The following is a 26,234-nucleotide window of genomic DNA, read 5'->3' as shown; positions in this document are numbered from 1 at the left end:
GCGCGAAGGTTCATGGGGCCGATCATGCTGGCGGCGTCAACAGGCTGTCAACTGGCGTATTGAGCAATGCCGTTGCCGAACGACCAGTTCTCTTTTTTCACCTCGACCAGATTGATGAATACATCTTCCAGACGGATCGACAGGTGCGTGTACAGGTTCTGGGCGATGGTTTGGTACAGCGCCTTTTTCTGCTCCAGCGTTCGGCCCTCATTGAGGGTGATCTGGATGATCACCAACTGGTCGCTGCGCTGGATCCCCAAGTATTGCGGATCGAAGACGAAATGCTCGCCGTCGTGCTCGGCCAGGATCTGGAAGTTGTCGTGCTCCGGGACATTGATCGTGCTGCGCATGGCGGCGTAGATCTGCTCGCCGACGCGTTTGGCGAAGGTCGGGTCGGGGTGTTTCTTGAGTTCTACGCGGACGAGAGGCATGAGCGGGCTCCATGGGGCAGGGGACTGGAAAGGGCCGTCAGTCGGTTCGCCATTGGGTATAGCTGAAAATGCCAATCTGTGAGGTTGTTTAAAAACGTTAGGAAACGGATGCCCGCGTCCTGCTGAATTTACGGATGTTGCCTACGAGTACTGCCGGATTTATCCGCTATACGGCGAGATGTGAAGCACGAAACCATAGAGAGCAGGACAGGGCGAGTTCTTCAGGATGAAGCGGCGGCCTGGACGGAAATTGCCATCAGCCAAGGAAGGCCAATGCTTCAGAACAACCGTGAAAACCTGGAACTCGACAGGCTGCATAACGAAACGCGAAAACTTGTGGCTGAACGGCAAAAGCTTCTGGCGGAAGAAAAGAAGCTGAAATGGGAGACGTATTTTTATCCAGTCGCGGTAGTGGCCGGTGTGTTAACGGCAAGCGCGGCATTGGCTGGCGTCTTTTTCAGGTTTTGAGCGTTCGTTTTCGCCATCTTCAGACACATGACCCAAAAGGAAATCAACATGAGTACCTATGACGCCAAAGCCAGAATGGAACAATTGGAACGGGAACACGATGAGTGGGCCGAAAAAATACGGATCAAAAACAGGAAAGAAATGCGCCCGATCTGGGGCTTGCTGGGTCTGGGCATCTTTTGCATGTCCCTTGGCTTCATGTTGGCCCGATCGATTTGATCGGGTTTCCCCCATGGCGCATTCGGCGCCAGAACGTGTCATAAAACGACATTTTACGTATCTGGTGCCGACAGCTATTTTCCCAAAAGCGACAACCTTCCAATCTGCTCCGCACAACCATTCCTCAGCTAAGTCTTTGCTTCCGCTCATTTATCGCGGAGAATCGCGCCCCTGTTTCGGCCGGAGCATGTCTGTCGGTTTTTTCCGACGCGTCCTGACCGAGTGGCAAGTGACCGGAATGCGGAGATCCGACCGGATGAATGATCAGGCCAATAGCGTCGAACAACGCTTTGAAACGGCAGCACCAGCCCAATTGTCGAGCTGGAATCGCCATGACACTACCTGGATGTTGGGACTGTTCGGGACGGCCATCGGCGCCGGCACCCTGTTTTTGCCGATCAACGCAGGTCTGGGTGGCTTCTGGCCGCTGGTGATCCTCGCGCTGCTGGCATTCCCCATGACTTTCTTCGCACACCGCGGCCTGACCCGCTTCGTGCTTTCCGGTCGCGAAGGCGCCGACATCACTGACGTGGTGGAACAGCATTTCGGCATCAAGGCCGGCGCGCTGATCACTCTGCTGTACTTCTTCGCAATCTTCCCGATCCTGCTGATCTACAGCGTTGGCCTGACCAACACCGTCGCCAGTTTCCTCGAACACCAACTGCACATCACGCCGCCACCGCGCGCGTTGCTGTCGTTCGTGCTGATCCTCGGCCTGCTGGCCGTGGTGCGTTGCGGCGAGCAGGTGATCGTCAAGGCCATGAGCCTGATGGTGTATCCGTTCATCGTTGCGCTGCTGTTCCTCGCCGTGTACCTGATTCCGCACTGGAACGGCGGCATCCTGAGCACCGCTTCGCAGGTGCCGGCGCCGTCGGCGCTGCTGCATACGCTGTGGCTGGCGATTCCGGTGATGGTGTTCTCGTTCAACCATTCGCCGATCATCTCGGCGTTCGCGGTGGACCAGAAGCGTCGTTACGGCGTTCATGCCGACGAACGCAGCTCGCAGATCCTGTCCCGCGCCCACCTGCTGATGGTGGTGATGGTGCTGTTCTTCGTCTTCAGCTGCGTGCTGACCCTGTCGCCGGAACAACTGGCTGAAGCCAAGGCACAGAACCTGTCGATCCTGTCGTACCTGGCCAACCATTTCAGCAACCCGACCATCGCGTTCGCCGCGCCGTTGATTGCGTTCGTGGCCATTTCCAAGTCGTTCCTCGGCCACTACATCGGTGCCAGCGAAGGCCTCAAAGGTTTGATCGTCAAGAGCGGCAAGCGTCCGGGTGCCAAGGCGCTGGATCGCATCGTTGCAGCGTTCATGCTGGTGGTGTGCTGGATCGTGGCGACCCTGAACCCGAGCATCCTCGGCATGATCGAAACCATCGGTGGCCCGGTCATCGCGGCGATCCTGTTCCTGATGCCGATGTACGCGATCCGCAAGGTACCGGCCATGGCGCGCTATCGTGGTCAGGCGTCGAACGTGTTCGTTACCGCTGTAGGTCTGGTGGCCATTTCGGCGTTGATCTATTCGCTGGCCGCCTGATTCCAGGCCGGCAGTTCCAGACGGGGGCGAGCCATTCGCCCCCGCTTCTGCAAGACCTCCTCAGTGCCTGATCCAGGGCACGCATCCCAAGGCATAAACGGCTACGCTTGAAAGGCACTTTTCCCCGGAGATGCCTCATGCCCCGTGCACGACCCCAATTGATCAGCGCCAAACTGGAAAAACTCCATCCCACTCAGCTCACGGTCGGCCTCGCCGAAGTCGCCGACAAGCGCCAGGAATGGAAAAAGCTCAAGCGCAAGGAGCGGGCAGCAGCGCTGGACAATCACTGGTTTCCCAGTGTGCTCGGGCCTGAAGGCGTCTATTACATCGTCGATCACCATCACTTTGGTCTGGCGCTGATCGAGGAAGAGGTCAAGAAGGCCTCCTTGCTGGTGCTCAAGGACCTTTCGTTTGTCGACACGGTGACCTTCTGGAACGTGATGAACTTCAACCAGTGGGCGCACCCTACGACGGTCGCGGTGTCCGGCGCACCTTTGAAGCCATTCCCAAGTCCATCGCCGATCTGCAGGACGATCCTTATCGCAGCCTCGCCGGACGCTTGCGCCGGGCCGGTGGCTACGCCAAGGACGCGACGCCCTACAGCGAGTTTCTCTGGGCGGACTTCTTTCGCAGCCGCATCGCCAGTGATCAGATCAACGACCTCAGTCCCAAATTGCAGACCAAAGCCATGAATCTGGCCCGCAGTCAGGAAGCTCGGTATCTGCCAGGGTGGGTGGGTCCGATTGTCAACTGAACCTCTGAGTGCCGCTTCCCGACCCGAAGTGCAAAGTCGTAGCCAGGACCTGCTGGCCGGGTTGTCGATTGCCGGTCTGTTACTGCCCGAGGCCGTGGCGTATTCCAGCATTGCCGCGTTGCCACCCCAGGCCGGGGTGATCGCGTTGTTCGCCGGGCTGCTGTGTTACGCGTTGATGGGCACCAGCCGCTTTGCGGTGGTCTCGGCCACGTCGTCCTCGGCGGCGGTGCTGGCGGCGGCGACCGCGTCGCTGGCTGGCGGGGATCCGGCATTGCGCCTGAGCCTGGCGGTCGGCCTGGTGATGATGACCGGGGTGTTGTTTCTGCTGGCGGGGTTGTTCAAGCTTGGCAGCGTGACATCCTTCATCGCCAAACCGGTGTTGCGTGGCTTTGCACTGGGATTGGCAGTGACGATCATCCTCAAGCAGGTGGCGAGCGTCGTCGATGTCCACCTGACTGAGAGCAACCTGGTTCGCTTTCTGCCGCAGTTGATCGAGCAGTGGCCAAAATGGAATCTGGCGGGCGCCGGAGTAGCGCTGGTGGCGTTGCTGGTGCTGATGGCCTGCGCCCGTTTTCGCCGGGTGCCGGGTGGCTTGATTGTTGTCGCATTGGGTATCGCCGCCAGCCAATGGCTGAACCTGCCGGCCTACGGCGTGAAGCTGATCGGAATCATCGACCTGGCGCTGGAGATGCCGCAGTTGCCGAACATGCCGTTTGCCGACTGGCTGCGGCTCGGCGAGCTGGCATTCGCCATGGTGATGATTCTGTATGCCGAGTCCTATGGCTCGATCAGCTCGTTTGCCCTGAAACACGGCGACCGGGTGTCCTCGAACCGCGATCTGCTGGCCCTTGGCGCGTCCAATCTGCTGTCGGGGCTGTTTCATGGCATGCCCGCCGGGGCCGGGTATTCGGCGACGTCGGCCAACGAAGCGGCGGGGGCTACATCGCGATTGGCGGGAGTTGTCGCAGCGGCAGTGGTGTTGCTGATCGTTTTGACCGTGCTGCCTTACATCGCCCTGACCCCGGAGCCGGTACTGGCCGCGATTGTGATTCACGCCTTGGGACGGGCGCTGAGCCTGCAACCGCTGGGTCGCTACTTCTTCTGGCGCCGTGACCGCTTGTTGGTGATTTGCGCGGTGGCGGCGGTACTGGTGCTGGGTGTGCTCGACGGTTTGCTGCTGTCGGTGGCGATCAGCGTGGTGCTGATGCTCAAGCAGATGTCCTCGGCGGATATCCAGGTGCTGGGGCAAATGGGCGGCGGTCACGATTACGTCGACGTGCAGCGCCATCCGGATGCCCGGAAATTCCCGGCGTGCTGATCGTACGGCCGAGTGAGGCGCTGTTTTTCGCCAACGTGGAACGGATTCTTGGCGGCGCGCTGCGGCTGGCTCGGCATGCGCCTACGACGGTGCACACGATCATCCTGAGCCTGGAAGAATCACCGGATCTGGATGGCACCAGCATCGAGGCGCTGGAAGCGTTCTTCCTGCAGGTGCGGGCCGAGGACAAACTGTTGATTCTGGCCCGTCTCAAACATGAGGCGCAGACCGTGCTGGCGCAATTGCCGGCGCTGGAGCGCGAGCAGGTGCTGTTGAGTGGTTTGAGTGTGGACGAGGCGGTTCAGCAGGCACTCAAGCTCAATGCATGAGTTTCCGCAGGCATAAAAAAACGCCGCTCATCTCGCGATGGGCGGCGTTTTTCATTGCGTTGCAGCGTTAGGCTTGAACGACCGGAATCTTGGCGTTCGCAGCAGCTTCACGGAACTCGGCAATCTGGTCGAAGGACAGGTAGCGGTAAACATCGGCCGCCATGCTGTCGATCTTGCCAGCGTATTCCATGTACTCCTCGACGGTCGGCAGGCGACCCAGGATCGAAGCCACGGACGCCAGCTCGGCCGAAGCCAGGTAGACGTTCGCGCCGTCGCCCAGACGGTTCGGGAAGTTACGGGTCGACGTCGACACCACGGTGCTGTTCGGCTCGACGCGTGCCTGGTTACCCATGCACAGCGAGCAGCCTGGCATTTCCATGCGGGCGCCGGCCTTGCCGTAGATGCCGTAGTAGCCTTCTTCGGTCAGTTGGTGAGCGTCCATCTTGGTCGGCGGCGACAGCCACAGACGGGTTGGCAGCTGACCCTTGACCTGATCCAGCAGTTTACCGGCAGCGCGGAAGTGACCGATGTTGGTCATGCACGAACCGATGAACACTTCGTCGATCTTCTCGCCAGCAACGCTGGACAGCAGACGGGCGTCGTCCGGGTCGTTCGGCGCGCACAGTACAGGCTCGCTGATGTCGGCCAGATCGATTTCGATGACTTCGGCGTATTCGGCGTCGGCATCGGCTTCCATCAGTTGCGGGTTGGCGATCCAGGCTTCCATCGCTTGAGCACGACGCTCCAGGGTACGCGCATCGCCGTAGCCTTCGCCGATCATCCAGCGCAGCAGGGTGATGTTGGACTGCAGGTACTCGGTGATCGATTCTTTCGACAGCTTGATGGTGCAACCGGCAGCCGAACGTTCGGCCGAGGCGTCGGACAGTTCGAACGCCTGTTCCAGGGTCAGACCTTCCAGGCCTTCGATTTCCAGGATGCGGCCGGAGAAGGCGTTTTTCTTGCCTTTCTTCTCGACGGTCAGCAGACCGTTCTGGATAGCGAAGTAAGGAATGGCATGAACCAGGTCACGCAGGGTGATGCCAGGTTTCATCTTGCCTTTGAAGCGCACCAGGATCGATTCCGGCATGTCCAGCGGCATGACGCCGGTGGCTGCGGCGAACGCGACCAGACCGGAACCGGCCGGGAACGAGATGCCCATCGGGAAACGAGTGTGCGAGTCACCACCGGTACCCACGGTGTCCGGCAGCAGCATGCGGTTCAGCCACGAGTGGATGATGCCGTCGCCCGGACGCAGGGAAACGCCGCCGCGGGTCATGATGAAGTCAGGCAGGGTGTGGTGGGTGGTCACGTCGATCGGCTTTGGATAAGCCGCGGTGTGGCAGAAGGACTGCATCACCAGATCAGCGGAGAAGCCCAGGCACGCCAGGTCTTTCAGTTCGTCACGGGTCATTGGACCGGTGGTGTCCTGAGAACCTACGGTGGTCATCTTCGGTTCGCAGTAGGTGCCAGGACGGATGCCTTTGCCTTCTGCCAGACCGCAGGCCTTGCCGACCATTTTCTGCGCCAGGGTGTAACCCTTGGTGCTTTCGGCCGGTGCTTCAGGTTTCTTGAACAGGTCGAACGCAGGCAGACCCAGTTCGGCGCGAGCCTTCTCGGTCAGGCCACGGCCGATGATCAGCGGGATACGGCCGCCGGCGCGGACTTCGTCCAGCAGGACCGGGGTCTTCATTTCGAAGGTGGTGATGACTTCGTCAGTACCGTGCTTGCAGACTTTGCCAGCGTGCGGGTACAGGTCGATCACGTCGCCCATGTTCATGTTCGATACGTCGAACTCGATAGGCAGTGCGCCGGCATCTTCCATGGTGTTGTAGAAGATCGGAGCGATCTTGCTGCCGAAGCAGAAACCACCGCCGCGCTTGTTCGGCACGTAAGGGATGTCGTCGCCGAAGAACCACAGAACCGAGTTGGTCGCGGATTTACGCGAGGAACCGGTACCGACCACGTCACCGACGTAGGCGATCGGGAAGCCTTCGCCGCGCATGGTTTCGATCTGCTTCATCGGGCCGGTCTTGCCTTGCTCGTCCGGAACGATGCCGTCACGGGCCATTTTCAGCATGGCCAGGGCGTGCAGCGGGATGTCAGGACGCGACCAGGCGTCTGGAGCAGGGGACAGGTCGTCGGTGTTGGTTTCGCCGGTCACCTTGAAGACGCGCAGGCTGATCTTGTCGGCCAGCACAGGGCGCTTCTTGAACCACTCGCCGTCAGCCCAGGATTGCAGCACGGCCTTGGCGTGAACGTTGCCGTTCTTGGCTTTTTCAGCCACGTCGTGGAAGGCATCGAACATCAGCAGAGTGTGCTTGAGTTCTTCGGCGGCCACTGGCGCCAGCTCGGCGTTGTCCAGCAGTTCGACCAGGGTCACGATGTTGTAGCCGCCCTGCATGGTGCCGAGCAGTTCTACAGCGCGTTTCTTGTCCAGCAGAGGGGAGGAGACTTCGCCCTTGGCCAGTGCAGAGAGGAAACCGGCCTTGACGTAGGCGGCTTCGTCCACTCCTGGTGGTACGCGATTGGTGATCAGGTCAACGAGGAAAGCTTCTTCGCCAGCCGGAGGATTCTTCAGCAGCTCGACCAGGCCTGCAGTTTGTTCGGCGTTAAGCGGCTGGGGAACGATACCCAGTGCTGCACGCTCTTCGATATGTTTGCGGTAGGCTTCAAGCACAGTTATTACCCTCATCAGTGGTCCCAAATGGGTGTCCGGGACGCTCATCCCGAAATTGCCGTACTCATGCTCCTCACGACGTTGTGGGTCGTTCGGCCAGAATTACCGGCAATTCCTTACAGAAGCTGCTTTCAAAGTTTTACGCCTGCAGAACGGGGAGCTGATGAGGGTTGGCGTTGGGCTTTTCCCCGCTGGAAAAACCCTTCGCCAACACCGCTCTGAAGGAACGACTGTGCTCGTGACGCTTTGAAAACAGCTTCTAACGGACATTGGCGCCTAAAAAGGCTGGCTGATTCTACGGCAAAAAAATTTAAAGGTAAGTCGGGCTCTATTGGACTTTGGTGGCGTTGTGCGTGGGTAGGCCAAACCCCGATCCAGCGCTTGCCCCTGACGTTTGAGGGGTGATGAATGCCGGACAAAGGGCTAACATGCCGACCTGTTCCGCGTTTCAAGTGTTCTGCCCATTTATGCCCAATCAGACCATCAAGACCCCCTGCGTCGGCCTCTGCTCCACTGTTTACGGTGATCTGGTGTGCCGTGGCTGCAAGCGTTTCCACCACGAAGTGATCCATTGGAACGGTTACAACGAGGAAGAAAAGCGCGCGGTGTGGCTGCGTCTTGAGCAATTGCTGTCACAAGTGATGGCGAGCAAGGTCGAGGTCTTCGATCCGGCGCGCCTGCGCCAGCAGCTGGAACAGCGCAAGATCCGCTTCGTGCCGCATCAGTCGGAATATTGCTGGGCGTATCAGCTGATCGCCCGGGGCGCGCGGGTGATCATCAATCTGGAAGCCTACGGGATGGTGCTGCTGCCGGAGTTTCGCGACTGGAACCTGCCGGAACTGCGCGATGCCATTGATCGGGAATTTTTCCTGCTGTCGGAAGCGCACTATCAGCGCTACATCGCACCGGGTTTCCTGAAGGATGCACTGGGCGAGTAAGCGTTACCTGTGGCAAGTGTCCTCGCCACAGGATGACAACAGTGCTTAATGCTTCACCGCCAACTCCACCAGATGGTCTTCAACCTCCTGCGGCTTGAGCACCAGCACATCACTCTCCAGCGCATCCAGCACCACTTCGGCGGTATTGCCGATCAACGCCCCTGACAAACCGGTGCGCGCCACGGTGCCGATCACTGTCACCGCCGCCTGTAGTTTGTGCGCCATGAACGGAATCAACACGTCCGCCGGACCTTCCTCGACATGCAAATGCTCGTCATCGACATCGAATTCAGCCTGGAACGCCCGGCATTGCTCGCGATAGCGCGCCTCGATGGTTTCCTTGAGCTGGAAAGTCGGGTCGGCGGCCGAGAGCATCGGTGACGGATGGGCGGTAATGACGTGCAGATGCCCTTTGGCCAGGCTGGCGATGTCATAGCCGTGGTCGATGATAGTGGTGTGCAGGTGACGGTGTTCGCCATCGGCGTTGCCCACATCGACTGCCGCCAGAATCACCCGGTCTTTCCAGGAGGCCGAGGTTTTCACCAGCAGCACCGGAGTAGGGCAGTGGCGCAGCAGTTTCCAGTCCGCCGGGGTCAGCAGGGCCTTTTTCAGCGAACTGTCGGGGAAATGTTGCTTGATCACCAGCCCGCAACCTTCGGCTTGCTGCACGTCGATGATGGTTTCGTGCAGGCTCTCGTTCCACGCCTGTTCGGTGGTGACGCTGTAGCCGTCCGCCAGCAGCGCGGCCTTGAGCACGCTGAGCATGCCGGCGTGATCGTGCTTCTTGTCGCAGACCAGCAGGTGCAGATGGGCCTGGGTCACCCCGGCGATCAGCTTGGCGCGCTTGAGCGCCAGACTTTCCGCGTGTTCGGGTTCGATGACCACCAGAATGCTGCGAATGGCTTGCATGAGTGAGTCTCCAGCAATGAAAAGGCACGGCGTTGCACAACTATAGTTGCTGCGCATCCGTCCGCGACTTGATGCATATCAAGGGCTGGCGCTGGTGGTCTGCGGGCAGGCCGGTATAATCGGCGCCCTTCGCTCGAACACCTTTGACCGTGAGCCCCATGATCCTTCCCGAAATCCACGAATTCCTTGGCTGCCGCACGCCAGACGCCTGGGTCCAGGCCGCGCTGGCCGATCAGGAAACCCTGCTGATCGACCACAAGAACTGCGAGTTCAAGGCTGCCAGCACCGCGTTGAGCCTGATCGCCAAGTACCATTCCCATGTCGATCTGATCAATATGATGTCGCGCCTGGCCCGGGAAGAACTGGTGCACCACGAACAGGTGATGCGCATCATGAAGCGGCGCAAGATCGAACTGCGCCAGCTCCACGCCGGTCGTTATGCCTCGAGCCTGCGCAAAGTGGTGCGTAGCCACGAACCGGTGAAACTGGTCGACACCCTGGTGGTCGGCGCCTTCATCGAAGCCCGCAGTTGCGAGCGTTTCGAAGCACTGGTGCCGCATCTGGACGAAGAACTCGGCAAGTTCTACTTCGGCCTGTTGAAAAGCGAGGCCCGGCATTTCCAGGGTTACCTGAAACTGGCCTACCAGTACGGTGACGCCAGGGACATTGCCCAAGTGATCGAGAAAGTCCGCGCCGCCGAGCAGGACTTGATCGAGTCCCCGGACGAGGAATTCCGTTTCCACAGCGGCGTACCCGTCGCGGCATGAATTGTTAAAAACTCTTAAGAGCATGAAACATCAACGAAAACCGGCCCAAGCGGCCGGTTTTTGCTGCCCGCGATAATCGTCTTGCCTGCGAATGCCGCCATAATGTCGCCCACTTCACTGAGGGTTGGCGACGGTCGTTATGGATAACCTGGGTTTTGGCAGAGTCCTGCTGGTGGAAGACGATGAGCGGCTGGCCGCGCTGATCGCCCACTTTCTCGAACAACACGGCTACGAGGTGCGCACGGTGCATCGCGGCGATCTGGCCGTGGCCGCGTTTCTTGAATTCAAGCCCAAAGTCGTGGTGCTCGACCTGATGCTGCCGGGGCAGAGCGGCCTGCACGTGTGCCGGGAAATCCGCAGCGTGTCGGACACACCGATTGTCATCCTGACCGCCAAGGAAGACGACCTCGACCACATTCTGGGCCTGGAGTCCGGGGCCGACGATTACGTGATCAAGCCGATCAAGCCGCCAGTGCTGCTCGCGCGTCTGCGGGCGCTGCAACGCCGGCAAGTGCCGGACAGCGGCGTGGTCAGTTCCCTGGAGTTCGGTCAGTTGCACATCGACCGCAGTTGCCGCGAGGTGCGGCTGGCCGGCGAACTGATCGAGCTGACCACCATGGAGTTCGAACTGCTGTGGCTGCTGGCCAGTGCCGCCGGCAACATCCTGTCGCGCGATGACATTCTCAACCGCATGCGCGGCATTGCCTTCGACGGCCTCAACCGCAGCGTCGACGTGTACATCAGCAAGTTGCGCAACAAACTCAAGGACAACCCCCGCGAACCGGTGTGCATCAAGACCGTGTGGGGCAAAGGCTATCTGTTCAATCCGTTTGCGTGGGAGTTGTAGATGCTGCGGTTATTTCTCGGGCTGTTTCTGGTGATGACCGTCGGGCTGGTGGCGGCGCTGCAAACCGTCGAACATACCTTCAACGCGCTGCTCGACAACCAGATGCAGGCCTACAACCGCGAGGCGGTGCGTGGCCAGGCCTGGTCGCTGATCGAGCACATGCGCGACCAGAAAGGCGCGGCGCGGGAGGCGCAACTGGACGCGCTGCGCCCGCACTACGGGCTGACGCTGAGTCTGGTCGAGGCCGATCAACTGAACCTCAGCGATGAGGAAAAAGCCGAACTGGCCCAGGGCCTGCTGGTGATCCGCCACGACTACACCCAGTTCATCAGCAACATCGACGGCGGCTCGCAACTGCTCAGCATCAAGCTGCCGCCGGAGCCGAGCCTGATGCCGTTCTACATCTCGGCGGCTTACATGATGCTGGCCGTGCTGCTCGGGATCGTCCTGTACTTCTGGGTGCGCCCGCACTGGCGTGATCTGGAAAAACTGCGCCTGGCCGCCGAGCGTTTCGGCGACAACGATCTCTCCGCACGTATCCAGCTTTCAAAACGCTCGAACATTCGCGATCTGGCCGAACACTTCAACCTGATGGCGGCGCGCATCGAAGGCCTGATCGCCAATCAGCGTGAACTGACCAATGCCGTGTCTCATGAACTGCGCACGCCGATTGCCCGGCTGTCATTCGAACTTGACCAGCTCAAGCAACAACCGGACGCCAGCCAGAACCGCGAACTGATCGCCGACATGTATGCCGACCTTGGCGAGCTGGAGGAAATGGTCTCCGAACTGCTGACCTACGCCAGCCTCGAACGCGGCGCGACGGTGATCACCCGGGAGAACATTCAGGCCGCCAACTGGCTCGACAGCGTGGTGGGCAGCGTGGCCCTGGAAGCCGAGGCGGCCGGCGTGCAACTGCTGATCGGCGAATGTCGGGTCGAAGAAGTACGGATCGAGCCGCGCTTCATGGCGCGGGCGGTGATCAATCTGCTGCGTAACGCCATTCGATATGCCGAGCAGCGGGTCGAGGTGTCGCTGGTGCGCATCGGCGATCAATACGAAGTGCAGGTCAACGACGACGGGCCGGGTGTGCCGCTGGCCGGTCGGGAGAAGATTTTCGAACCGTTCTCGCGCCTGGACGCCAGCCGCGACCGCCGCACCGGCGGTTTCGGTCTCGGCCTGGCATTGGTGCGACGTGTGTCGCAATCCCATGGCGGTCGGGTCGAGGTTGGTGATTCACCGTGGGGCGGGGCGTCGTTTCGCATGACCTGGGCGCATCTGGATTGATCAACTGAGCACGTAGTCCACCGGTTTCAGCGCCGGAGGCAAAGGCTCGACACCGAGTTCCGCCAGAATATCCCGCTCGATACCCCGCACCAGCGCATCGGTCGGCAGGTCGTTTTCATCGCGGCCGAACGGATCTTCCAGTTCATCGGCAATCGCATCCAGGCCAAAGAACGTGTAGCTGACAATCGCGGTGAACAGCGGTGTCAGCCAGCCCAGCGGTTCGGCCATGGCGAACGGCAGCAGGATGCAGAACAGGTAGATCGTGCGGTGCAGCAGCAGGGTGTAAGGGAAGGGCAGCGGGGTGTTCTTGATCCGCTCGCACACCGCTTGCGCCTGGGTCAGGCTGGTCAGGTGATTGGCCAGCAGCATGTAGCGCCATTCGCTGAGATCCCCCGCTTCGTGCAGGTCGGAACATTGCTGGCCGACGGCTTGCAGGATGCGCCCGCTGTAATCCGGCACCTGTGCGTCGTGTTGCGGGGTGATCCACTCGGCACTGGCGGCAGCTTCGTTTTCCCGGCGCAGCCGAGCATTCAGGGCATGGGCAAAACCGCAGAGGTTGAGCAACAGCAAGCGGCGTTGCGCCGATTCGCGGATGACATGGGTTTCGCGAATCACCGAGCGCACATGCACGATCACCTCGCCCCAGGCCTTGCGCGCCTCGTACCAGCGGTCGTAGCAGGCGTTGTTGCGAAAATTCATGAAGATCGACAGCGACAGGCCAAGCAGGGTGAACGGCGTGGCGTTGACCTTGGTGAAGTTGCTCGGGTGGAGGATTTCCACCAGCACGATGGCCGACGCCAGCAACGTGACCATCAGGGTGCGCAGGGCGATGCGTTTGGCAATCGAGCCCTTGAGGGTGAACAGGATGGCGAACTGGTTGACCTTGGGTCGGATGATCATGCTGTTTTTGCCTTGAAAACGTGGCGGCTCAACCGCCGGTCATGTTCATGAAACGCACCACTTGCACGTCGTCGTTCACTTCAAAGTTGTGCCGGTAAGGCTTGAGTTTCATCGCTTCGATGATCGCTTTCTCCAGCCGTTGCGGTTGACCCGGATGAGCCCGCAGCACCGCTTTCAGATCCACCGAATGCTCGTTCCCCAGACACAGTAGCAAACGCCCCTCGACCGTCAGCCGCACCCGGTTGCAGGTGCCGCAGAAGTTGTGGCTGTGGGGCGAGATGAACCCCAGCCGGATATGCGGCGCTTCTGCCAGCCGCCAGTAGCGCGACGGGCCCTGGGTCGATTCGGCGGAATCGATCAGGGTGTAGCGCTCGGCAATCCGCTCACGCACCTGGGCACTGGAGAAGAACGACTCGGCGCGGCTGTGTTCGCTGATGATGCCCAGCGGCATTTCCTCGATAAAGGAAATGTCCAGATCCCGCTCGATGGCGAACTGCACCAGATCGTTGATCTCGTGATCGTTGCGGCCCTGCATCACCACGCAGTTGAGTTTAGTGCGGGTAAATCCGGCCTCGCGGGCGGCATCGATGCCGTTGATCACTTGTGCCAGGTCGCCGGTGCGGGTCATCTGCCTGAAGCGTTCGGCATCGAGGCTGTCGAGGCTGACGTTGAGGCGTTTGACCCCGGCGTCGAACAGTTGGCTGGCGAGTTTGCCGAGCTGCGAGCCATTGGTGGTCAGGCACAGTTCGCGCAGGCCGGGCAGGGCAGCAATCTGCTTGCACAAGCCGACGACGCCGGGACGAATCAGCGGCTCGCCACCGGTCAGGCGGATCTTGCGGGTGCCCAGCGCAACGAAGCTCTGCGCCAGTTGATAGATCTCCTCCAGCGTCAGCACTCGCTGGCGGGGCAGGAACTGCATGTCTTCAGCCATGCAATACACGCAGCGGAAGTCGCAACGGTCGGTGACCGACATGCGCAGGTAGTCGACGCGGCGGTTGTATCCATCGATCAGGACGCGCTCTGACATGACAGCCTCGCTTGGGTGAAATCCGCTATTGAAGGGATTGGGTCGGCGCAGGTTATGAGCAACTTGGAACAGCGTCCAATCACTATTAATGACCGGCCGATTGATGCTGTCGATGATGAAATAATTATTCGGTTTTTTACCCTTCTTAGTTTTGCAAGTCACCGTATTTAAAGGGTTTAAGACCGTGATAGATGCTTTCGATAACGCAGTCATTAATAGCGATTAGACAAGTTTTTGCAGTGGTTCATATCCTTGGCCCCGTCAAACGAAACGACCGCTTTTGAACTTGAAAGTCAGTCGTCGCTGTTTAAATCCGATCAGGTTTTCGCCTGTGTGCATCGTCATGGAGAAGTCCCATGTCACAAGTCGATCGTTACAAACCCTACAAGGGCGCCGCTGCGGGTTGGGGCGCTGTGATCAGCCTCACCAGGAACTGGCTGGGCAGTGAAAACGCCCTGAAAAACATCCGCGCCATGCTCAAGACCAACCAGAACGGCGGCTTCGACTGCCCCGGTTGTGCCTGGGGTGAAGCACCTGGCGCAAGCATGCTGAAGTTCTGCGAGAACGGCGCCAAAGCAGTGAACTGGGAAGCCACCGGTCGCCTGGTCGATCCGGCGTTCTTCAACAAGTACACGGTGTCGACGCTGGCCGAACAAAGCGATTACTGGCTCGAATATCAGGGCCGGATCACCCATCCGATGCGCTACGACGCGCGGGTCGACCGCTATGTCGAAACCACCTGGGACGAAGCCTTCGCGCTGATCGCCAAGCACCTCAAAGGCCTGAAATCGCCCCACGAGGCCGAGTTCTACACCTCGGGTCGTGCCAGCAACGAAGCGGCGTTTCTCTATCAGTTGTTCGTCCGCGCCTACGGCACCAACAACTTCCCGGACTGCTCGAACATGTGCCACGAAGCCAGTGCGGTGAGCATGGGCGAGAGCCTCGGTGTCGGCAAAGGCACGGTGGTCTATGAAGACCTGCACCACGCCGACGCGATTTTCGTCATCGGTCAGAACCCCGGCACCAACCATCCGCGCATGCTTGAACCGTTGCGCGAAGCGGTAAAACGCGGCGCGCAGGTGGTGTGCATCAACCCGCTGAAGGAGCGTGGGCTGGAGCGTTTCCAGAACCCGCAGAACCCGATCGAGATGCTCAGCAACGGCTGGGAAGCGACCAACACTGCGTATTTCCGTCCAGCCTTGGGCGGCGACATGGCAATGATTCGCGGCATGGCCAAGTTCCTGCTGGAGTGGGAGCGCGAGGCCCAGGCCACCGGCGGCGAGCCGGTGTTCGATCACGCGTTCATTGCCGAGCACACCTCGGGTCTCGACAGCTATCTGGCCGAAGTCGAAGCCACGAGCTGGGAGCACATCGTCGAGCAGTCCGGCGTGCCGCTGCATGACATCGAACTGGCCGCGCGCATGTATGCCCGCGCCAAGCGCGTGATCATGTGCTGGGCCATGGGCCTGACCCAACACGTGCACTCGGTACCGACCCTGCAGGAAGTCATCAACCTGCAACTGCTGCGCGGCAACGTCGGCCGTCCGGGCGCCGGGCTGTCGCCTGTGCGTGGCCACAGTAACGTGCAGGGCGACCGCACCATGGGCATCAATGAGCTGGCGCCGAAAGCGCTGATGGACGCCCTGGAAAAACGCTTCAACTTCAAGGTGCCGCGTATGCACGGCCACAACACGGTGATGGCGATCGGTGCCATGGAGCGTGGCGAAGCCAAAGTGTTCATCGGGCTGGGCGGCAACTTCGCTCAAGCCACGCCGGACACCCCGCGCACCCACGCGGCGATGCGCAAACTCGACCTGAGCGTGCACATCTCGACCAAACTCAACCGCAGCCATCTGGTGACTGGGCGTGACGCGTTGATCCTGCCGTGCCTCGGCCGTACCGACATCGACGTGCAGGCCGAAGGCCCGCAAGGCGTGACCGTGGAAGACACCTTCAGCATGGTGCACTTGTCGTTCGGCCAGTTGAAGCCAAAGTCGGTCCATCTGAAATCCGAGCCGGCGATCATTGCCGGGATCGCTGCCGCCACGTTGGGCAAGCACCCGATCGACTGGGAATGGGCGGTGGGCGATTACGGGCGCATCCGCAACCTGATTGCCGATGTGATTCCGGGCTTCGACAACTTTAACGAGAAGCTGCTGATTCCCGGTGGCTTCCACCTCGGCAACGACGCCTCCGACCGTGTCTGGAACACCGAATCCGGCAAGGCTCAGTTCACCCCGTGCGTGCTGCCCGAACATCTGATCAGCGAAGGCGTGCGCAACCTCCCGGTCAAACCGCATCTGATCCTGCAAACCATGCGCTCCCACGACCAGTACAACACCACGCTGTACGGCCTCGACGACCGTTATCGCGGGGTTTACGGCATGCGCGACGTGGTGTTCGCCAACGAGCAGGACATCCGCCGGCTCGGTTTCGAACCCGGGCAGAAGGTCGACCTGGTGGCGCTGTGGGGCGACGAGCGCGAGCGTCGGGTCAGCGGTTTCACCCTGATCGCCTACGACATTCCTGCAGGGCAAGCCGCTGCGTACTACCCGGAGACCAATCCGCTGGTGCCGCTGGAAAGCTACGGTGATCGCACCTACACGCCGACCTCCAAGTTCGTGGCGATCCGCCTCGAAGCGGCCGAGGCGAGCAACCTGATTCCGTCGTCGGTGGCGTAACCGACCCACGCGATTCAACCCTTTTGCAATCTGACTGGCTGCATGCGTTCGCGCCTGGCGGTGGCCCGGTCGTGTGCTGCCGCTTTTCAGCCTTGATGAGGACATCATCATGTTCAACCTGGAGGCACTGGACCTGGCGCGAATTCAATTCGCGTTCACGGTTTCGTTCCACATCATTTTCCCGGCGATCACCATTGGTCTTGCGAGTTTCCTGGCGGTGCTCGAAGGCCTGTGGCTGAAAACCCGTAACGACACTTACCGCGATCTCTACCACTTCTGGTCGAAGATCTTCGCCGTCAACTTCGGCATGGGCGTAGTGTCGGGTCTGGTCATGGCGTACCAGTTCGGCACCAACTGGAGCGGGTTTTCCGACTTCGCCGGCAGCATCACCGGGCCGTTGCTGACTTATGAAGTGCTGACCGCGTTCTTCCTTGAGGCGGGGTTCCTCGGGGTGATGCTGTTTGGCTGGAACCGCGTGGGCCGTGGCTTGCACTTCTTTGCCACGGTGATGGTCGCCATCGGCACGCTGATTTCGACCTTCTGGATTCTCGCGTCCAACAGCTGGATGCAGACCCCGCAGGGCTTCGAAATCGTCGATGGTCGGGTGATGCCGCTGGACTGGCTGGCGATCGTGTTCAACCCGTCGTTTCCATTCCGTCTGGCGCACATGGCGATTGCCGCGTTTGTTGCCACGGCGTTCTTCGTCGGCGCCTCGGCAGCCTGGCATTTGTTGCGCGGCAACGACAGCAAAGCGGTGCGCAAGATGTTTTCCATGGCGCTGTGGATGGCGCTGATCGTGGCGCCGATTCAAGCAGTGGTCGGTGACGCCCATGGCTTGAACACCCTGGAACACCAACCGGCAAAAATCGCCGCCATCGAAGGCCACTGGGAAAACGCCGATAACGGGCCGACCCCGCTGGTGCTGTTCGGCCTCCCGGACATGCAGGCGGAAAAAACCAAATACGCCATCGAGATTCCGTACCTCGGCAGCCTGATCCTCACCCACAGCCTCGACAAGCAGATCCCGGCGCTCAAGAGCTTCCCGAAAGAAGACCGGCCGAACTCGACCGTTATCTTCTGGAGTTTCCGCGTGATGGCCGGGCTCGGAATGTTGATGATTCTGGTCGGTGTGCTGGGTCTGGCGTTGCGGCGCAACGGCAAGGTCTACCGTCATCGCGGCTTCCAGCGGCTGGTGCTGTTGATGGGGCCGAGCGGTCTGATCGCGCTGCTGGCGGGTTGGATCACCACTGAAGTCGGGCGTCAGCCATGGGTGGTGTACGGCCTGATGCGCACCCATGACGCCGCGTCCCATCACTCGGTGGCGCAGATGAGCACGTCGCTGGCGCTGTTCGTCGTCATCTACTGCTCGGTGTTCACCGTGGGCATCGGCTACATGATGAAACTGGTGAGCAAGGGCCCGCAGCCGCACCACGAACACCCGCCCGAAGGCACCCCGTTGCAGACCCCGCGCCGGCCACTCTCGGCGGTCACCGACAACCTCGAATCCGCGACCCGGGTCCACTGATAAAGGAGCGTTGAGTCATGGGTATTCAAGGTATCGATCTCTCGTTGATCTGGGGTGTGATCATTGCCTTCGGGGTGATGATGTACGTGATCATGGACGGCTTCGATCTGGGCCTCGGGATCCTGTTCCCGATGATCAGCGACGAGCAGGAACGCGACGTGATGATGAACACCGTCGCACCCGTGTGGGACGGCAACGAAACCTGGCTGGTGCTCGGCGGCGCGGCGCTGTACGGCGCGTTCCCGCTGGCTTACGGGGTGATTCTGGAGGCGCTGTATCTGCCGCTGATCTTCATGCTCGCGGGGCTGATTTTCCGTGGTGTGGCGTTCGAGTTTCGCTTCAAGGCGCCGGCAGAAAAACGCCATCTGTGGGACTGGGCATTTATCGGCGGTTCGTTGTTGGCGACGTTCTCCCAGGGCGTGGTGATCGGCGCGTATGTGGCCGGGATCCCCGTGGTGGATCGGCAGTTTGCCGGTGGCGGTCTCGATTGGCTGGCGCCGTTCCCGCTGGTCTGCGGCGTCGGTCTGGTGGTCGCTTACGCCTTGCTGGGCAGCACCTGGCTGCTGGTGAAAACCGAAGGCATGCTCGAGTCGAGGATGCGTCACTACAGCCGTCCGCTGGCGTGGCTGCTGCTGGCGATGGTGGTGGTGATCGGCGCGTGGACGCTGCAACTGCATCCTGAACTGGCCACTCGCTGGTTCAACCATGCGCACCTGACCGTGTTCGCCGGGCTGGTGGTGCTGGCGGCACTGGCGCTGTTCGGGTTGTTGCGCTCGTTGCGTCAGCGGCACACCCACTGGCCGTTCGTGTTCACCCTGGTGCTGATGTTCCTCGGCTACATCGGGCTGGCGCTGAGCATCTGGCCGAACATCATCCCGCCGTCGGTCAGCCTGTGGGCAGCGGCATCACCGGCCACCAGCCAGTTGTTCGCCCTGATCGGCGCGCTGTTCATCCTGCCGGTGATCCTGATGTACACCTTCTGGAACTACTACGTCTTCCGCGGCAAAGTGAGGATCGGTGATGGCTACCATTGAAATGCGTGAAGTGAAGAGCCGCTGGTACAAACGTCTGGGCTGGCTGCTGCTGATCTGGTCCGGCAGCGTGGTGTCGCTGGCGGTGGTGGCGAGTCTGCTGAAACTGGGGATGTATGCGGCGGGGATGAGAACCCACTGACCCATAAAAAAACCGGAGCCTGGCTCCGGTTTTTTGCATCCTCCTGATGGGAGGGCGCCTTGAGAATTATTCCCCGCCAAACATCGCGGTCCAGTAAATGCCGGCGCTGCTCTTCGGATCGACTGCGTAGGCTGCACCCAGTTCGCGGTACTGCGGGTTCATCAGGTTGGCGCAATGGCCGGGGCTGGCGAGCCAGCCGGCGACGACTTTCTGCACCGTGTCCTGCCCGGCGGCGATGTTCTCGCCGACCTGCTGACCGCTGTAACCGGCCAGTTCTGCGCGGTCGCCGGGGGTGCCGCCGTTGCGGTCCTTGTGGTCGAAATAGTTGTTGTTGGCCATCTCGCGGCTGTGATCCTGGGCGACACCGCCGAGCACTGCGTTCCACGCCAGTGGCGCCGCCGCGGAGAACGCCTGGCCGCCGCACTGGCGCGGCTGGCTGCGGGCGGCGTTGAGTTGCGTCAGAAGTTTCTGGCCCTCGGCCTGTCCGTCGCCCAGGCGTGCCGACAGCAGCGGTCGCGCCAGCGTGATGCGCCAGTCGCGGTCGGCGCGGCTGACGCCGATATCGACGAACTGCGGATCCAGCACCACCTGACAGAAGCTCTCCTGAATCGCCTTCATTGCCGCCGCCGCATCCCGAGGGCCGTTGAGGGTGATCGCCTGCACATTGACCATCGGGTAACTGGCGCTGGCCATGGCCTGTTGCAGATCGACGACACCGCTGGCCGGCAGATGCAGGCGCGGGTCGGCCGACAGCGGCGGCAATTCACTGGATGCCTGGGTACCGCAGCGCTGGGGCTGGCTGCGGTAGCTGTTGATCGACTCGATCAATTGCGACTCGTCACTGGCCATGGCCGAAGCGGCCAGCGCCAGGCCCGTGGACAACGCGGCGAATCGCAGAACGGATGGCATGAAGCGCATGGAATTCTCCCTTGGGCTGAGTGCGCCCATGATGCGCGATACGCCCCGGGGTCGTGCAATGTCTTTTTTCTTCATGGTGTGGTTTTCAGCACGGAACGTTGCGTCGGATTCTGCCGTCTACACTCTGCGAAGTCCCCGGAAACCGGGCGTCTCAGCCACGTAACACTTTGCCCGCGACGGGCGCTGCCGGAAGAATCGATCATGAAATTGCACGGGCTGATCTGTTGTCTTGTGTTGACCCTGCTGAGCGGCACGGTGCTGGCCACCGATCAGGCACCGATCAAGGAAAAGGCCGAAGCGAAAGCCGAGGTACTGGAAGAAAAAGCGGCCGACAAGCCCAACGCGCCCCCGGCGCCGAAGTCCGAAGCCATCACCCCGAAAGAAGTGCAAGCCGTCGACCCGGCCGGCACCGCGCCGCTGGACGACCCGATCACCTGCCTGGCACGCAGCATCTATTGGGAAGCCAAGGGCAAGGACACGGCGGAAATGGAAGCCGTGGCCCACGTGGTGATGAACCGTCTCGGCCATGACGGCTTCCCCGGCACCGTGTGCGAAGTGGTCAAGCAAGGCTCGGAAACCAAGAGTTGCCAGTTTTCCTGGTGGTGCGACGGCAAGTCGGATCAGGTCAAGGAAGACGCCGAATATGCGCTGGCCAAGGAGATTGCCGGCAAGGCCCTGAACCGTCAGCTCCCCGATCGTACCCACGGCGCTTTGTACTTCCACGACCACAACGTCGACCCGAGCTGGGCGAAGAAGTACACCAAGACCGCCGAGACCGGGAAATTCCTGTTCTACAAACCCAAGGACGGCGAGGCGCGTTAGGCGCAGACTTCCCGCACGCAGTTGCGCAACCAGCGATGCGCCGGGTCCGCGTCCATGCGCGGGTGCCAGAGCATCGACACGCTGATGTCCGGCATGCGCAACGGCAGGGCGAAACTGAACAGACCCGCTCGCAGTTTGCTGGTGTGGCGTTCCGGGACGGTGGCGATCAGGTCGGATTCTCGGACCAGTGTCAGCGCCGCGGAAAATCCACCGAACGAAGTGACGATGTCCCGCGTCAGGCCGAAGGCGAGCAGCGCTTCGTCCACCGGGCCGCTGCTGCGCCCGCGCCGTGACACCAGAATGTGCTGGCCCGAAGCGAAGCGTTTGGCGCTGACCTTGCCGCTGCTCAACGGATGCCCCTCACGCACCACACCGATCCACTGATCGCGGAACAGGATGCGACTGTGCAGCGTCGGGTCGGTGCTGTCGTCGACCACGCCGGTTTCCAGATCCACCCGACCTTCGCGCAGCAGCGTGCTGTCCTTGTCGGCCTTCTGCACAAAGCGCAGACGCACGTCGGGCGCCTCTTCGGCGATGCGGGCGAGCAGGGCGGCGGCGAAGGTTTCGACAAAACCGTCGGTGTTGCGCAGGGTGAAGGTGCGCCGCAACTGGCCGGGATCGAGCACTTCTGCCGGGCGCAAAACCGCTTCGGCTTCCTGCACCAGATAGCTGACCCGGTCGCGCAACTCCAGCGCACGCGGGGTCGGCACCAGCCCGCGACCGGCGCGTACCAGCAGCGGATCCCCGGTGGTTTCGCGCAACCGGGCCAGCGCCCGGCTCATGGCGGACGGACTCAGACCCAGGCGCGTGGCGGCCCGGGCCACGCTGCCTTCGCTCAGCAGCACGTCGAGGGTGATCAACAGGTTCAGATCCGGCGTATTCATGACATGGCGTTCCATGCAGGTATCAAGTGCAAAGCATGCGTCTTGCGCCTTGTATTGTCGAGGCTCAGGCTATGTCCCATGACTTCTGCCCTGTGAGCCCCCCATGCCCCGAGAACCCCTGAGCCCTTCAGCCCGCTGGGCGCTGACCAGTCTGGCGCTGTCGATGTTGATGCCGTCGCTGGACACCAGCATCGCCAACGCCGGACTGCCGACCCTGGCGGCGGCCTTTGATGCGACCTTTCAACAGGTGCAGTGGATCGTGCTGGCCTATCTGTTGGCGGTCACCACCTTGATTGTCAGCGTCGGACGGCTGGGTGACGGCTTCGGGCGGCGGCGACTGCTGTTGATCGGCATCGGTATATTCACCGCCGCTTCGTTGGCCTGCGCACTGGCGCCGAGCCTGGCCTGGCTGATCGGCGCGCGGGCGGTGCAAGGCGTGGGCGCGGCGATCATGTTCGCGTTGACCGTGGCGCTGGTAACCGATGCGGTGCCCAAAGCCCGGGCCGGCAGTGCGATGGGGTTGCTGGCCACGATGTCCGCCACCGGCACCACCCTCGGGCCGTCGCTCGGTGGATTGTTGATGGCGCATGTCGGCTGGGAGTCAATCTTTGTGATCAACGTGCCGTTGGGTTTGCTCAACGCATGGCTGGTGTATCGCTACCTGCCCAAGGACCGAATCGAACGCAAGCCTCTTGCGTTCGATTATCCCGGCACTGCGGTGCTGATGCTGACGCTGGCGGCCTATGCGCTGGCGATGACGGTTGAGGGATTCACCGGGACGTTGTTGCTGATCAGTCTTTTGGGCGTGGGGCTGTTCATCCTGATCGAGAAGAAGAGCAAGGCGCCGCTGATTCATTTGTCATTGTTCACCGACACGCGAATCAGCAGCAGTCTGGCGCTGACCTTGCTGGTGACCACGGTGATGATGACCACGCTGGTGGTCGGGCCGTTTTACCTGAGCCGAGGCTTGGGTCTCAGCAGCACTCAGGTCGGACTGGTGTTGTCGGTCGGGCCTTTGCTGGCGGCGTTCAGTGGTGTACCGGCCGGGCGTCTGGTGGATCGTTTCGGGGCGCGGCGGATGGTGCCGGGCGCGTTGCTTGGGCTGGCCTGCGGTTGCGCTTTGCTGGCGTTGTTGCCGGTGAGTCTCGGACTGCTTGCCTATGTGTTGCCGATAACGGTGGTGGCATTGAGTTATGCGCTGTTCCAGGCCGCCAACAATACCGGGCTGATGGCGGGCGTCGGGCAGGATCAGCGCGGGGTGGTCTCGGCCATGCTCGGGTTGTCACGCAATCTGGGGTTGATCACCGGGGCGGCGGCCATGGGCGCGGTGTTTGCCCTGACCACGGACGATCCGACCCGGGCGACGGCGGCGGTCATCGCGAGCGGTTTGCACATGACCTTCGGTGTTGCTGCGGCGTTGATGCTTGCGGCGCTCGCGCTCGGCGCCTTCACACACCTGCGTCTCGCGTCTCCCGCGCAGGAAAGAACAGCTCAAAGCAGGTGATACCGTCAACGCTGCTGACGCTGTAGCGGCCCTGATGCAATTGCATGATGGTCGCCACGATCGACAGGCCCAGACCGTTGGATTGGGCCGAACGTTCGCGGGACGGATCGGCGCGGTAGAAGCGTTCGAACAGCCGCGACAGATGCTCGGGGGGAATCGTTGCCCCCTGATTGCGCACCCGCAGGTAGCTGCCATCCGGCTCGGCGATGGCTTCAACCTGCATCGTCGAATCCGCCGCGCCGTACTTGATCGCATTGGCGCACAGATTGGCCAGGGCCCGGCGCAGCAGCATCGGCTCGGCCCAGATCACGCCGTTGCCACGGGCCTCGATGGTGACGCCGACATCCGCCGCAAGGCCTTCGAAGTAGTCGGCGATGCGCTGCATTTCATCGCAGGCGTCCAGCTCCTGACGCTGGCTCAAGGCACTGGCCGGGTCGGTACGGGCGAGAAACAGCATGTTGTCGAGCATCCGCGCCAGCCGCTCGAGTTCTTCGACGTTGGAGGCGAGCAACTGCTGATAGGCCTCGACGCTGCGGTTCTGTTGCAGGGCGACCTGGGTTTCGCCGAGCAGGTTGTTGATCGGCGTACGCAGTTCGTGGGCCATGTCGGTGGAGACCTGGCTCAGTTGGGTAACCCCTCTGTCGAGCCGGTCCAGCATCGCGTTGAAGGCTTCGATCATCGGCTGCAATTCACGGGGTGTGCCGTGACGGTCGAGGCGTTCACCGAGGTTGGCGATGCCGATTCCGTGGGCATGCCGGGCAAGCCGCCGCAACGGCAGCAGGCCGCGATACACCAGCAGGCAGCCGACCAGCGCCAGGACAATCGCCGCCAGTGACGCCAGGCCATACACGCTGAGCCGGTAACTGGCGAGCATCGCCGTGCGTTCGCTCATCACCTTGCCGATCAGCACTTGCAGATTGCCCTGATCGCCGGAGTCGATACTGGCCGCCACCGCCGAGAACGGCACGCCGTTGATACTCGGCAGATGCTGCACATCGTTGAGGGCCATCACATGGTTGATCGGCACGGCGGGTACGGTCGGCAAGGTCAGGTTGCTGGGATTGACCACGAACAGGGGTGGTTGCCCCGGCGCGCCGATGGTCAACAGCGCTTCGCGGTTGCCGAGCATGTTCTGGAACAGCGCCGGTTTGTTCTGGATCAGCTCCAGGGTGTTGCTGTCGTTGAGGATGGTGCGTAACTGATCGATGCGGCTGACCAGTTGAATGTCATCACGGCGGGTCAGTTGTTCATCCAGCGCGTTGTACAGCGCCGCGCCGAGGCCCGCCAGAGACGCAAAGGCGAGCACCGCGAACACCAGCGCCAGGCGCAGCGTCAGGGAATACGAGCCAGTGACTTTCATGGCTGGGTATCGAAACGGTAGCCGATGCCGCGCACGCTGTGGATCAGCTTGAGCGGGAACGGATCGTCGATCTTCGCCCGCAGGCGACGCACGGCGACATCGACCACATTGGTGTCGCTGTCGAAATTCATGTCCCACACCCGGGACGCGATCAGCGAGCGCGACAGCACTTGCCCTTCGTGGGTGGCGAACAGTTGCAGCAGCGCGAATTCCTTGTTGGTCAGGGTGATTCGGCTGCCGGCGCGGGTGACCCGGCGCTTGAGCACGTCGATCTGCAAATCGGCCACCTGCAATTGCTCTTCTTCATGGATCGGCCCGCGCCGGGTCAGGGTGCGCAGGCGCGCCACCAGCTCGGCGAAGGAAAACGGTTTGATCAGGTAGTCGTCGGCGCCCAGTTCCAGGCCTTTGACCCGGTCGGCGATGTCGTCACGGGCGGTGAGGAACAGCACCGGCGTGTCGGCTTCCTTGCGCAGCCGGCGCAGGACTTCCCAGCCATCCATTTTCGGCATCATCACGTCCAGCACGATCACGTCGAAGTCGTGTTCCAGCGCCAGGTGCAGACCGTCGGCGCCGTCCCGGGCCAGGCTCACGTTGTAACCCAGTTCCTGCAAGCCGTTGAGCAGGTAATTGCCGGCCTTGGGTTCGTCTTCGACGACAAGGATATTCATGGGCACTGCGCCTCACTGGTCAGTTGGTGCAACCGCTGCCTTGCACTTGGTAGTCCAGCACATGTTCGCGGCCCTGGTGGTCGAGGTAGTTCAGTCGTGCGGGAATGACGCCGCAAGCCTGGGAAATATCGGTGCTGGAGAGGACTTTGTCGACATCCAGGTGCACGTAGAAACCGTTGGTGTCGTGAATGACCGTACGCTCGGGCATTTCGGCGGCGAACACGGAACCGGTGGCGAGGAGGGCGGTGAAGGCCAGGATCAGGGTTTTCATGATGAGTCACTCGTGTCGGT

General features: G+C 61.4%; 23 protein-coding genes and 2 pseudogenes. 15 read left to right on the top strand and 10 right to left on the bottom strand.

All coding sequences use genetic code 11. The features are described from left to right. Window positions 1–47 precede the first annotated feature (47 nt). Window positions 48–431, bottom strand: coding sequence for a tautomerase family protein (locus R1A29_RS16620; protein WP_438298947.1), 384 nt, complete (start codon window positions 429–431; stop codon window positions 48–50). A 180-nt stretch (window positions 432–611) separates the two neighbouring features. Here R1A29_RS16620 and R1A29_RS16615 point away from each other — a divergent pair, with 180 nt between their 5' ends. From R1A29_RS16615 to R1A29_RS16595, 5 genes and pseudogenes are all read left to right on the top strand, one after another. Further along, on the top strand, window positions 612–899 hold the full coding sequence (locus R1A29_RS16615; protein ID WP_371320928.1) for a hypothetical protein: 288 nt from the start codon (window positions 612–614) through the stop codon (window positions 897–899). 48 nt (window positions 900–947) lie between these two features. Next, window positions 948–1,118, top strand: a complete 171-nt coding sequence (locus R1A29_RS16610) for a hypothetical protein (protein WP_167443778.1) — start codon at window positions 948–950, stop codon at window positions 1,116–1,118. A 256-nt stretch (window positions 1,119–1,374) separates the two neighbouring features. After that, on the top strand, window positions 1,375–2,655 hold the full coding sequence (locus R1A29_RS16605; protein ID WP_438298946.1) for an HAAAP family serine/threonine permease: 1,281 nt from the start codon (window positions 1,375–1,377) through the stop codon (window positions 2,653–2,655). A gap of 137 nt (window positions 2,656–2,792) precedes the next feature. Then, window positions 2,793–3,409, top strand: a pseudogene (locus R1A29_RS16600) (ParB-like protein). A gap of 4 nt (window positions 3,410–3,413) precedes the next feature. Further along, window positions 3,414–5,056, top strand: a pseudogene (locus tag R1A29_RS16595) (SulP family inorganic anion transporter). 67 nt (window positions 5,057–5,123) lie between these two features. Here the strand turns inward: R1A29_RS16595 and acnB are convergent. Next, on the bottom strand, window positions 5,124–7,733 hold the full coding sequence (gene acnB / locus R1A29_RS16590) for a bifunctional aconitate hydratase 2/2-methylisocitrate dehydratase (protein ID WP_119427309.1): 2,610 nt from the start codon (window positions 7,731–7,733) through the stop codon (window positions 5,124–5,126). 467 nt (window positions 7,734–8,200) lie between these two features. Here acnB and R1A29_RS16585 point away from each other — a divergent pair, with 467 nt between their 5' ends. After that, window positions 8,201–8,671 carry a DUF1289 domain-containing protein gene (locus R1A29_RS16585; RefSeq protein WP_085711613.1) on the top strand — a complete coding sequence of 157 codons (471 nt, stop codon included), beginning with the start codon at window positions 8,201–8,203 and terminating at the stop codon, window positions 8,669–8,671. A gap of 45 nt (window positions 8,672–8,716) precedes the next feature. Here R1A29_RS16585 and R1A29_RS16580 read toward each other — a convergent pair whose 3' ends face one another. Next, complete coding sequence (locus tag R1A29_RS16580; protein ID WP_085711476.1) at window positions 8,717–9,580, bottom strand: universal stress protein; 864 nt, start codon at window positions 9,578–9,580, stop codon at window positions 8,717–8,719. 158 nt (window positions 9,581–9,738) lie between these two features. Between R1A29_RS16580 and R1A29_RS16575 the strand changes: the two genes are divergently transcribed. From R1A29_RS16575 to R1A29_RS16565, 3 genes are all read left to right on the top strand, one after another. Beyond that, a complete protein-coding gene (locus tag R1A29_RS16575; RefSeq protein WP_266200049.1) occupies window positions 9,739–10,347 on the top strand; it encodes a tRNA-(ms[2]io[6]A)-hydroxylase in 609 nt (202 codons plus the stop codon). Between the two features lie 139 nt (window positions 10,348–10,486). Then, window positions 10,487–11,194 carry a response regulator gene (locus R1A29_RS16570; RefSeq protein ID WP_085711475.1) on the top strand — a complete coding sequence of 236 codons (708 nt, stop codon included), beginning with the start codon at window positions 10,487–10,489 and terminating at the stop codon, window positions 11,192–11,194. Beyond that, window positions 11,195–12,481, top strand: a complete 1,287-nt coding sequence (locus R1A29_RS16565) for an ATP-binding protein (protein ID WP_134826337.1) — start codon at window positions 11,195–11,197, stop codon at window positions 12,479–12,481. Here the strand turns inward: R1A29_RS16565 and R1A29_RS16560 are convergent, their stop codons facing one another. After that, a complete protein-coding gene (locus tag R1A29_RS16560; RefSeq protein ID WP_438298945.1) occupies window positions 12,482–13,381 on the bottom strand; it encodes a bestrophin family protein in 900 nt (299 codons plus the stop codon). A gap of 28 nt (window positions 13,382–13,409) precedes the next feature. Continuing rightward, window positions 13,410–14,408 (bottom strand): GTP 3',8-cyclase MoaA, encoded by a 999-nt coding sequence (gene moaA, locus R1A29_RS16555; protein ID WP_438298944.1) that lies wholly within the window; start codon window positions 14,406–14,408, stop codon window positions 13,410–13,412. A gap of 356 nt (window positions 14,409–14,764) precedes the next feature. On the opposite strand from moaA, the gene R1A29_RS16550 reads away from it, so the two are divergent. From R1A29_RS16550 to R1A29_RS16535, 4 genes are all read left to right on the top strand, one after another. Then, window positions 14,765–17,089: an FdhF/YdeP family oxidoreductase gene (locus R1A29_RS16550; protein ID WP_438298942.1), complete on the top strand. Its 2,325-nt coding sequence runs from the start codon at window positions 14,765–14,767 to the stop codon at window positions 17,087–17,089. 109 nt (window positions 17,090–17,198) lie between these two features. Next, on the top strand, window positions 17,199–18,614 hold the full coding sequence (locus R1A29_RS16545; RefSeq protein ID WP_438298941.1) for a cytochrome ubiquinol oxidase subunit I: 1,416 nt from the start codon (window positions 17,199–17,201) through the stop codon (window positions 18,612–18,614). Between the two features lie 17 nt (window positions 18,615–18,631). Then, complete coding sequence (gene cydB / locus R1A29_RS16540) at window positions 18,632–19,648, top strand: cytochrome d ubiquinol oxidase subunit II (RefSeq protein ID WP_438298940.1); 1,017 nt, start codon at window positions 18,632–18,634, stop codon at window positions 19,646–19,648. Next, the gene (locus R1A29_RS16535) at window positions 19,635–19,787 is read left to right on the top strand and encodes a DUF2474 domain-containing protein (protein ID WP_438298939.1); all 153 of its coding nucleotides are present in this window, start codon (window positions 19,635–19,637) and stop codon (window positions 19,785–19,787) included. Before cydB ends, R1A29_RS16535 begins: the two co-directional genes overlap by 14 nt. 66 nt (window positions 19,788–19,853) lie before the next feature. Here the strand turns inward: R1A29_RS16535 and R1A29_RS16530 are convergent, their stop codons facing one another. Further along, window positions 19,854–20,705 (bottom strand): CAP domain-containing protein, encoded by an 852-nt coding sequence (locus tag R1A29_RS16530; protein ID WP_085711469.1) that lies wholly within the window; start codon window positions 20,703–20,705, stop codon window positions 19,854–19,856. 201 nt (window positions 20,706–20,906) lie between these two features. Between R1A29_RS16530 and R1A29_RS16525 the strand changes: the two genes are divergently transcribed. Beyond that, window positions 20,907–21,527, top strand: a complete 621-nt coding sequence (locus R1A29_RS16525) for a cell wall hydrolase (RefSeq protein WP_438298938.1) — start codon at window positions 20,907–20,909, stop codon at window positions 21,525–21,527. On the opposite strand, the gene R1A29_RS16520 is transcribed toward R1A29_RS16525, so the two are convergent. Beyond that, the gene (locus tag R1A29_RS16520) at window positions 21,524–22,411 is read right to left on the bottom strand and encodes a LysR family transcriptional regulator (protein WP_438298937.1); all 888 of its coding nucleotides are present in this window, start codon (window positions 22,409–22,411) and stop codon (window positions 21,524–21,526) included. The two genes, R1A29_RS16525 and R1A29_RS16520, sit on opposite strands and share 4 nt — an antisense overlap. 103 nt (window positions 22,412–22,514) lie before the next feature. Between R1A29_RS16520 and R1A29_RS16515 the strand changes: the two genes are divergently transcribed. Further along, window positions 22,515–23,915 (top strand): MFS transporter, encoded by a 1,401-nt coding sequence (locus tag R1A29_RS16515; protein WP_438298936.1) that lies wholly within the window; start codon window positions 22,515–22,517, stop codon window positions 23,913–23,915. On the opposite strand, the gene R1A29_RS16510 is transcribed toward R1A29_RS16515, so the two are convergent. Genes R1A29_RS16510 through R1A29_RS16500 form a run of 3 tightly spaced genes read right to left on the bottom strand, consistent with a single transcriptional unit; the run spans window position 23,860 to window position 26,214 of the window. After that, window positions 23,860–25,275 carry a heavy metal sensor histidine kinase gene (locus R1A29_RS16510; RefSeq protein WP_438298935.1) on the bottom strand — a complete coding sequence of 472 codons (1,416 nt, stop codon included), beginning with the start codon at window positions 25,273–25,275 and terminating at the stop codon, window positions 23,860–23,862. The genes R1A29_RS16515 and R1A29_RS16510 overlap by 56 nt on opposite strands. Continuing rightward, a complete protein-coding gene (locus R1A29_RS16505; RefSeq protein ID WP_085711464.1) occupies window positions 25,272–25,943 on the bottom strand; it encodes a heavy metal response regulator transcription factor in 672 nt (223 codons plus the stop codon). Before R1A29_RS16505 ends, R1A29_RS16510 begins: the two co-directional genes overlap by 4 nt. Window positions 25,944–25,962: 19 nt before the next feature. After that, window positions 25,963–26,214 carry a DUF2790 domain-containing protein gene (locus R1A29_RS16500; protein WP_248740846.1) on the bottom strand — a complete coding sequence of 84 codons (252 nt, stop codon included), beginning with the start codon at window positions 26,212–26,214 and terminating at the stop codon, window positions 25,963–25,965. Window positions 26,215–26,234: the final 20 nt, after the last annotated feature.

Source organism: Pseudomonas sp. NMS19W, from assembly GCF_051554255.1.
Taxonomy (GTDB): Bacteria; Pseudomonadota; Gammaproteobacteria; order Pseudomonadales; family Pseudomonadaceae; genus Aquipseudomonas; species Aquipseudomonas kribbensis.
Note: the sequence above shows the minus strand (reverse complement) of the source record. Positions and strands in the feature narration are given on the sequence as shown.

Coding starts and splice junctions, on each gene's coding strand:
- R1A29_RS16515 (WP_438298936.1), top strand. CDS start 22,515: ATGCCCCGAGAACCCCTGAGCCCTTCAGCCCGCTGGGCGCTGACCAGT.
- R1A29_RS16575 (WP_266200049.1), top strand. CDS start 9,739: ATGATCCTTCCCGAAATCCACGAATTCCTTGGCTGCCGCACGCCAGAC.
- R1A29_RS16505 (WP_085711464.1), bottom strand. CDS start 25,943: ATGAATATCCTTGTCGTCGAAGACGAACCCAAGGCCGGCAATTACCTG.
- R1A29_RS16510 (WP_438298935.1), bottom strand. CDS start 25,275: ATGAAAGTCACTGGCTCGTATTCCCTGACGCTGCGCCTGGCGCTGGTG.
- R1A29_RS16585 (WP_085711613.1), top strand. CDS start 8,201: ATGCCCAATCAGACCATCAAGACCCCCTGCGTCGGCCTCTGCTCCACT.
- R1A29_RS16550 (WP_438298942.1), top strand. CDS start 14,765: ATGTCACAAGTCGATCGTTACAAACCCTACAAGGGCGCCGCTGCGGGT.
- cydB (WP_438298940.1), top strand. CDS start 18,632: ATGGGTATTCAAGGTATCGATCTCTCGTTGATCTGGGGTGTGATCATT.
- R1A29_RS16500 (WP_248740846.1), bottom strand. CDS start 26,214: ATGAAAACCCTGATCCTGGCCTTCACCGCCCTCCTCGCCACCGGTTCC.
- R1A29_RS16570 (WP_085711475.1), top strand. CDS start 10,487: ATGGATAACCTGGGTTTTGGCAGAGTCCTGCTGGTGGAAGACGATGAG.
- R1A29_RS16610 (WP_167443778.1), top strand. CDS start 948: ATGAGTACCTATGACGCCAAAGCCAGAATGGAACAATTGGAACGGGAA.
- R1A29_RS16565 (WP_134826337.1), top strand. CDS start 11,195: ATGCTGCGGTTATTTCTCGGGCTGTTTCTGGTGATGACCGTCGGGCTG.
- R1A29_RS16525 (WP_438298938.1), top strand. CDS start 20,907: ATGAAATTGCACGGGCTGATCTGTTGTCTTGTGTTGACCCTGCTGAGC.
- moaA (WP_438298944.1), bottom strand. CDS start 14,408: ATGTCAGAGCGCGTCCTGATCGATGGATACAACCGCCGCGTCGACTAC.
- R1A29_RS16620 (WP_438298947.1), bottom strand. CDS start 431: ATGCCTCTCGTCCGCGTAGAACTCAAGAAACACCCCGACCCGACCTTC.
- R1A29_RS16560 (WP_438298945.1), bottom strand. CDS start 13,381: ATGATCATCCGACCCAAGGTCAACCAGTTCGCCATCCTGTTCACCCTC.
- R1A29_RS16535 (WP_438298939.1), top strand. CDS start 19,635: ATGGCTACCATTGAAATGCGTGAAGTGAAGAGCCGCTGGTACAAACGT.
- R1A29_RS16520 (WP_438298937.1), bottom strand. CDS start 22,411: ATGAATACGCCGGATCTGAACCTGTTGATCACCCTCGACGTGCTGCTG.
- R1A29_RS16605 (WP_438298946.1), top strand. CDS start 1,375: ATGAATGATCAGGCCAATAGCGTCGAACAACGCTTTGAAACGGCAGCA.
- R1A29_RS16530 (WP_085711469.1), bottom strand. CDS start 20,705: ATGCGCTTCATGCCATCCGTTCTGCGATTCGCCGCGTTGTCCACGGGC.
- R1A29_RS16580 (WP_085711476.1), bottom strand. CDS start 9,580: ATGCAAGCCATTCGCAGCATTCTGGTGGTCATCGAACCCGAACACGCG.
- R1A29_RS16545 (WP_438298941.1), top strand. CDS start 17,199: ATGTTCAACCTGGAGGCACTGGACCTGGCGCGAATTCAATTCGCGTTC.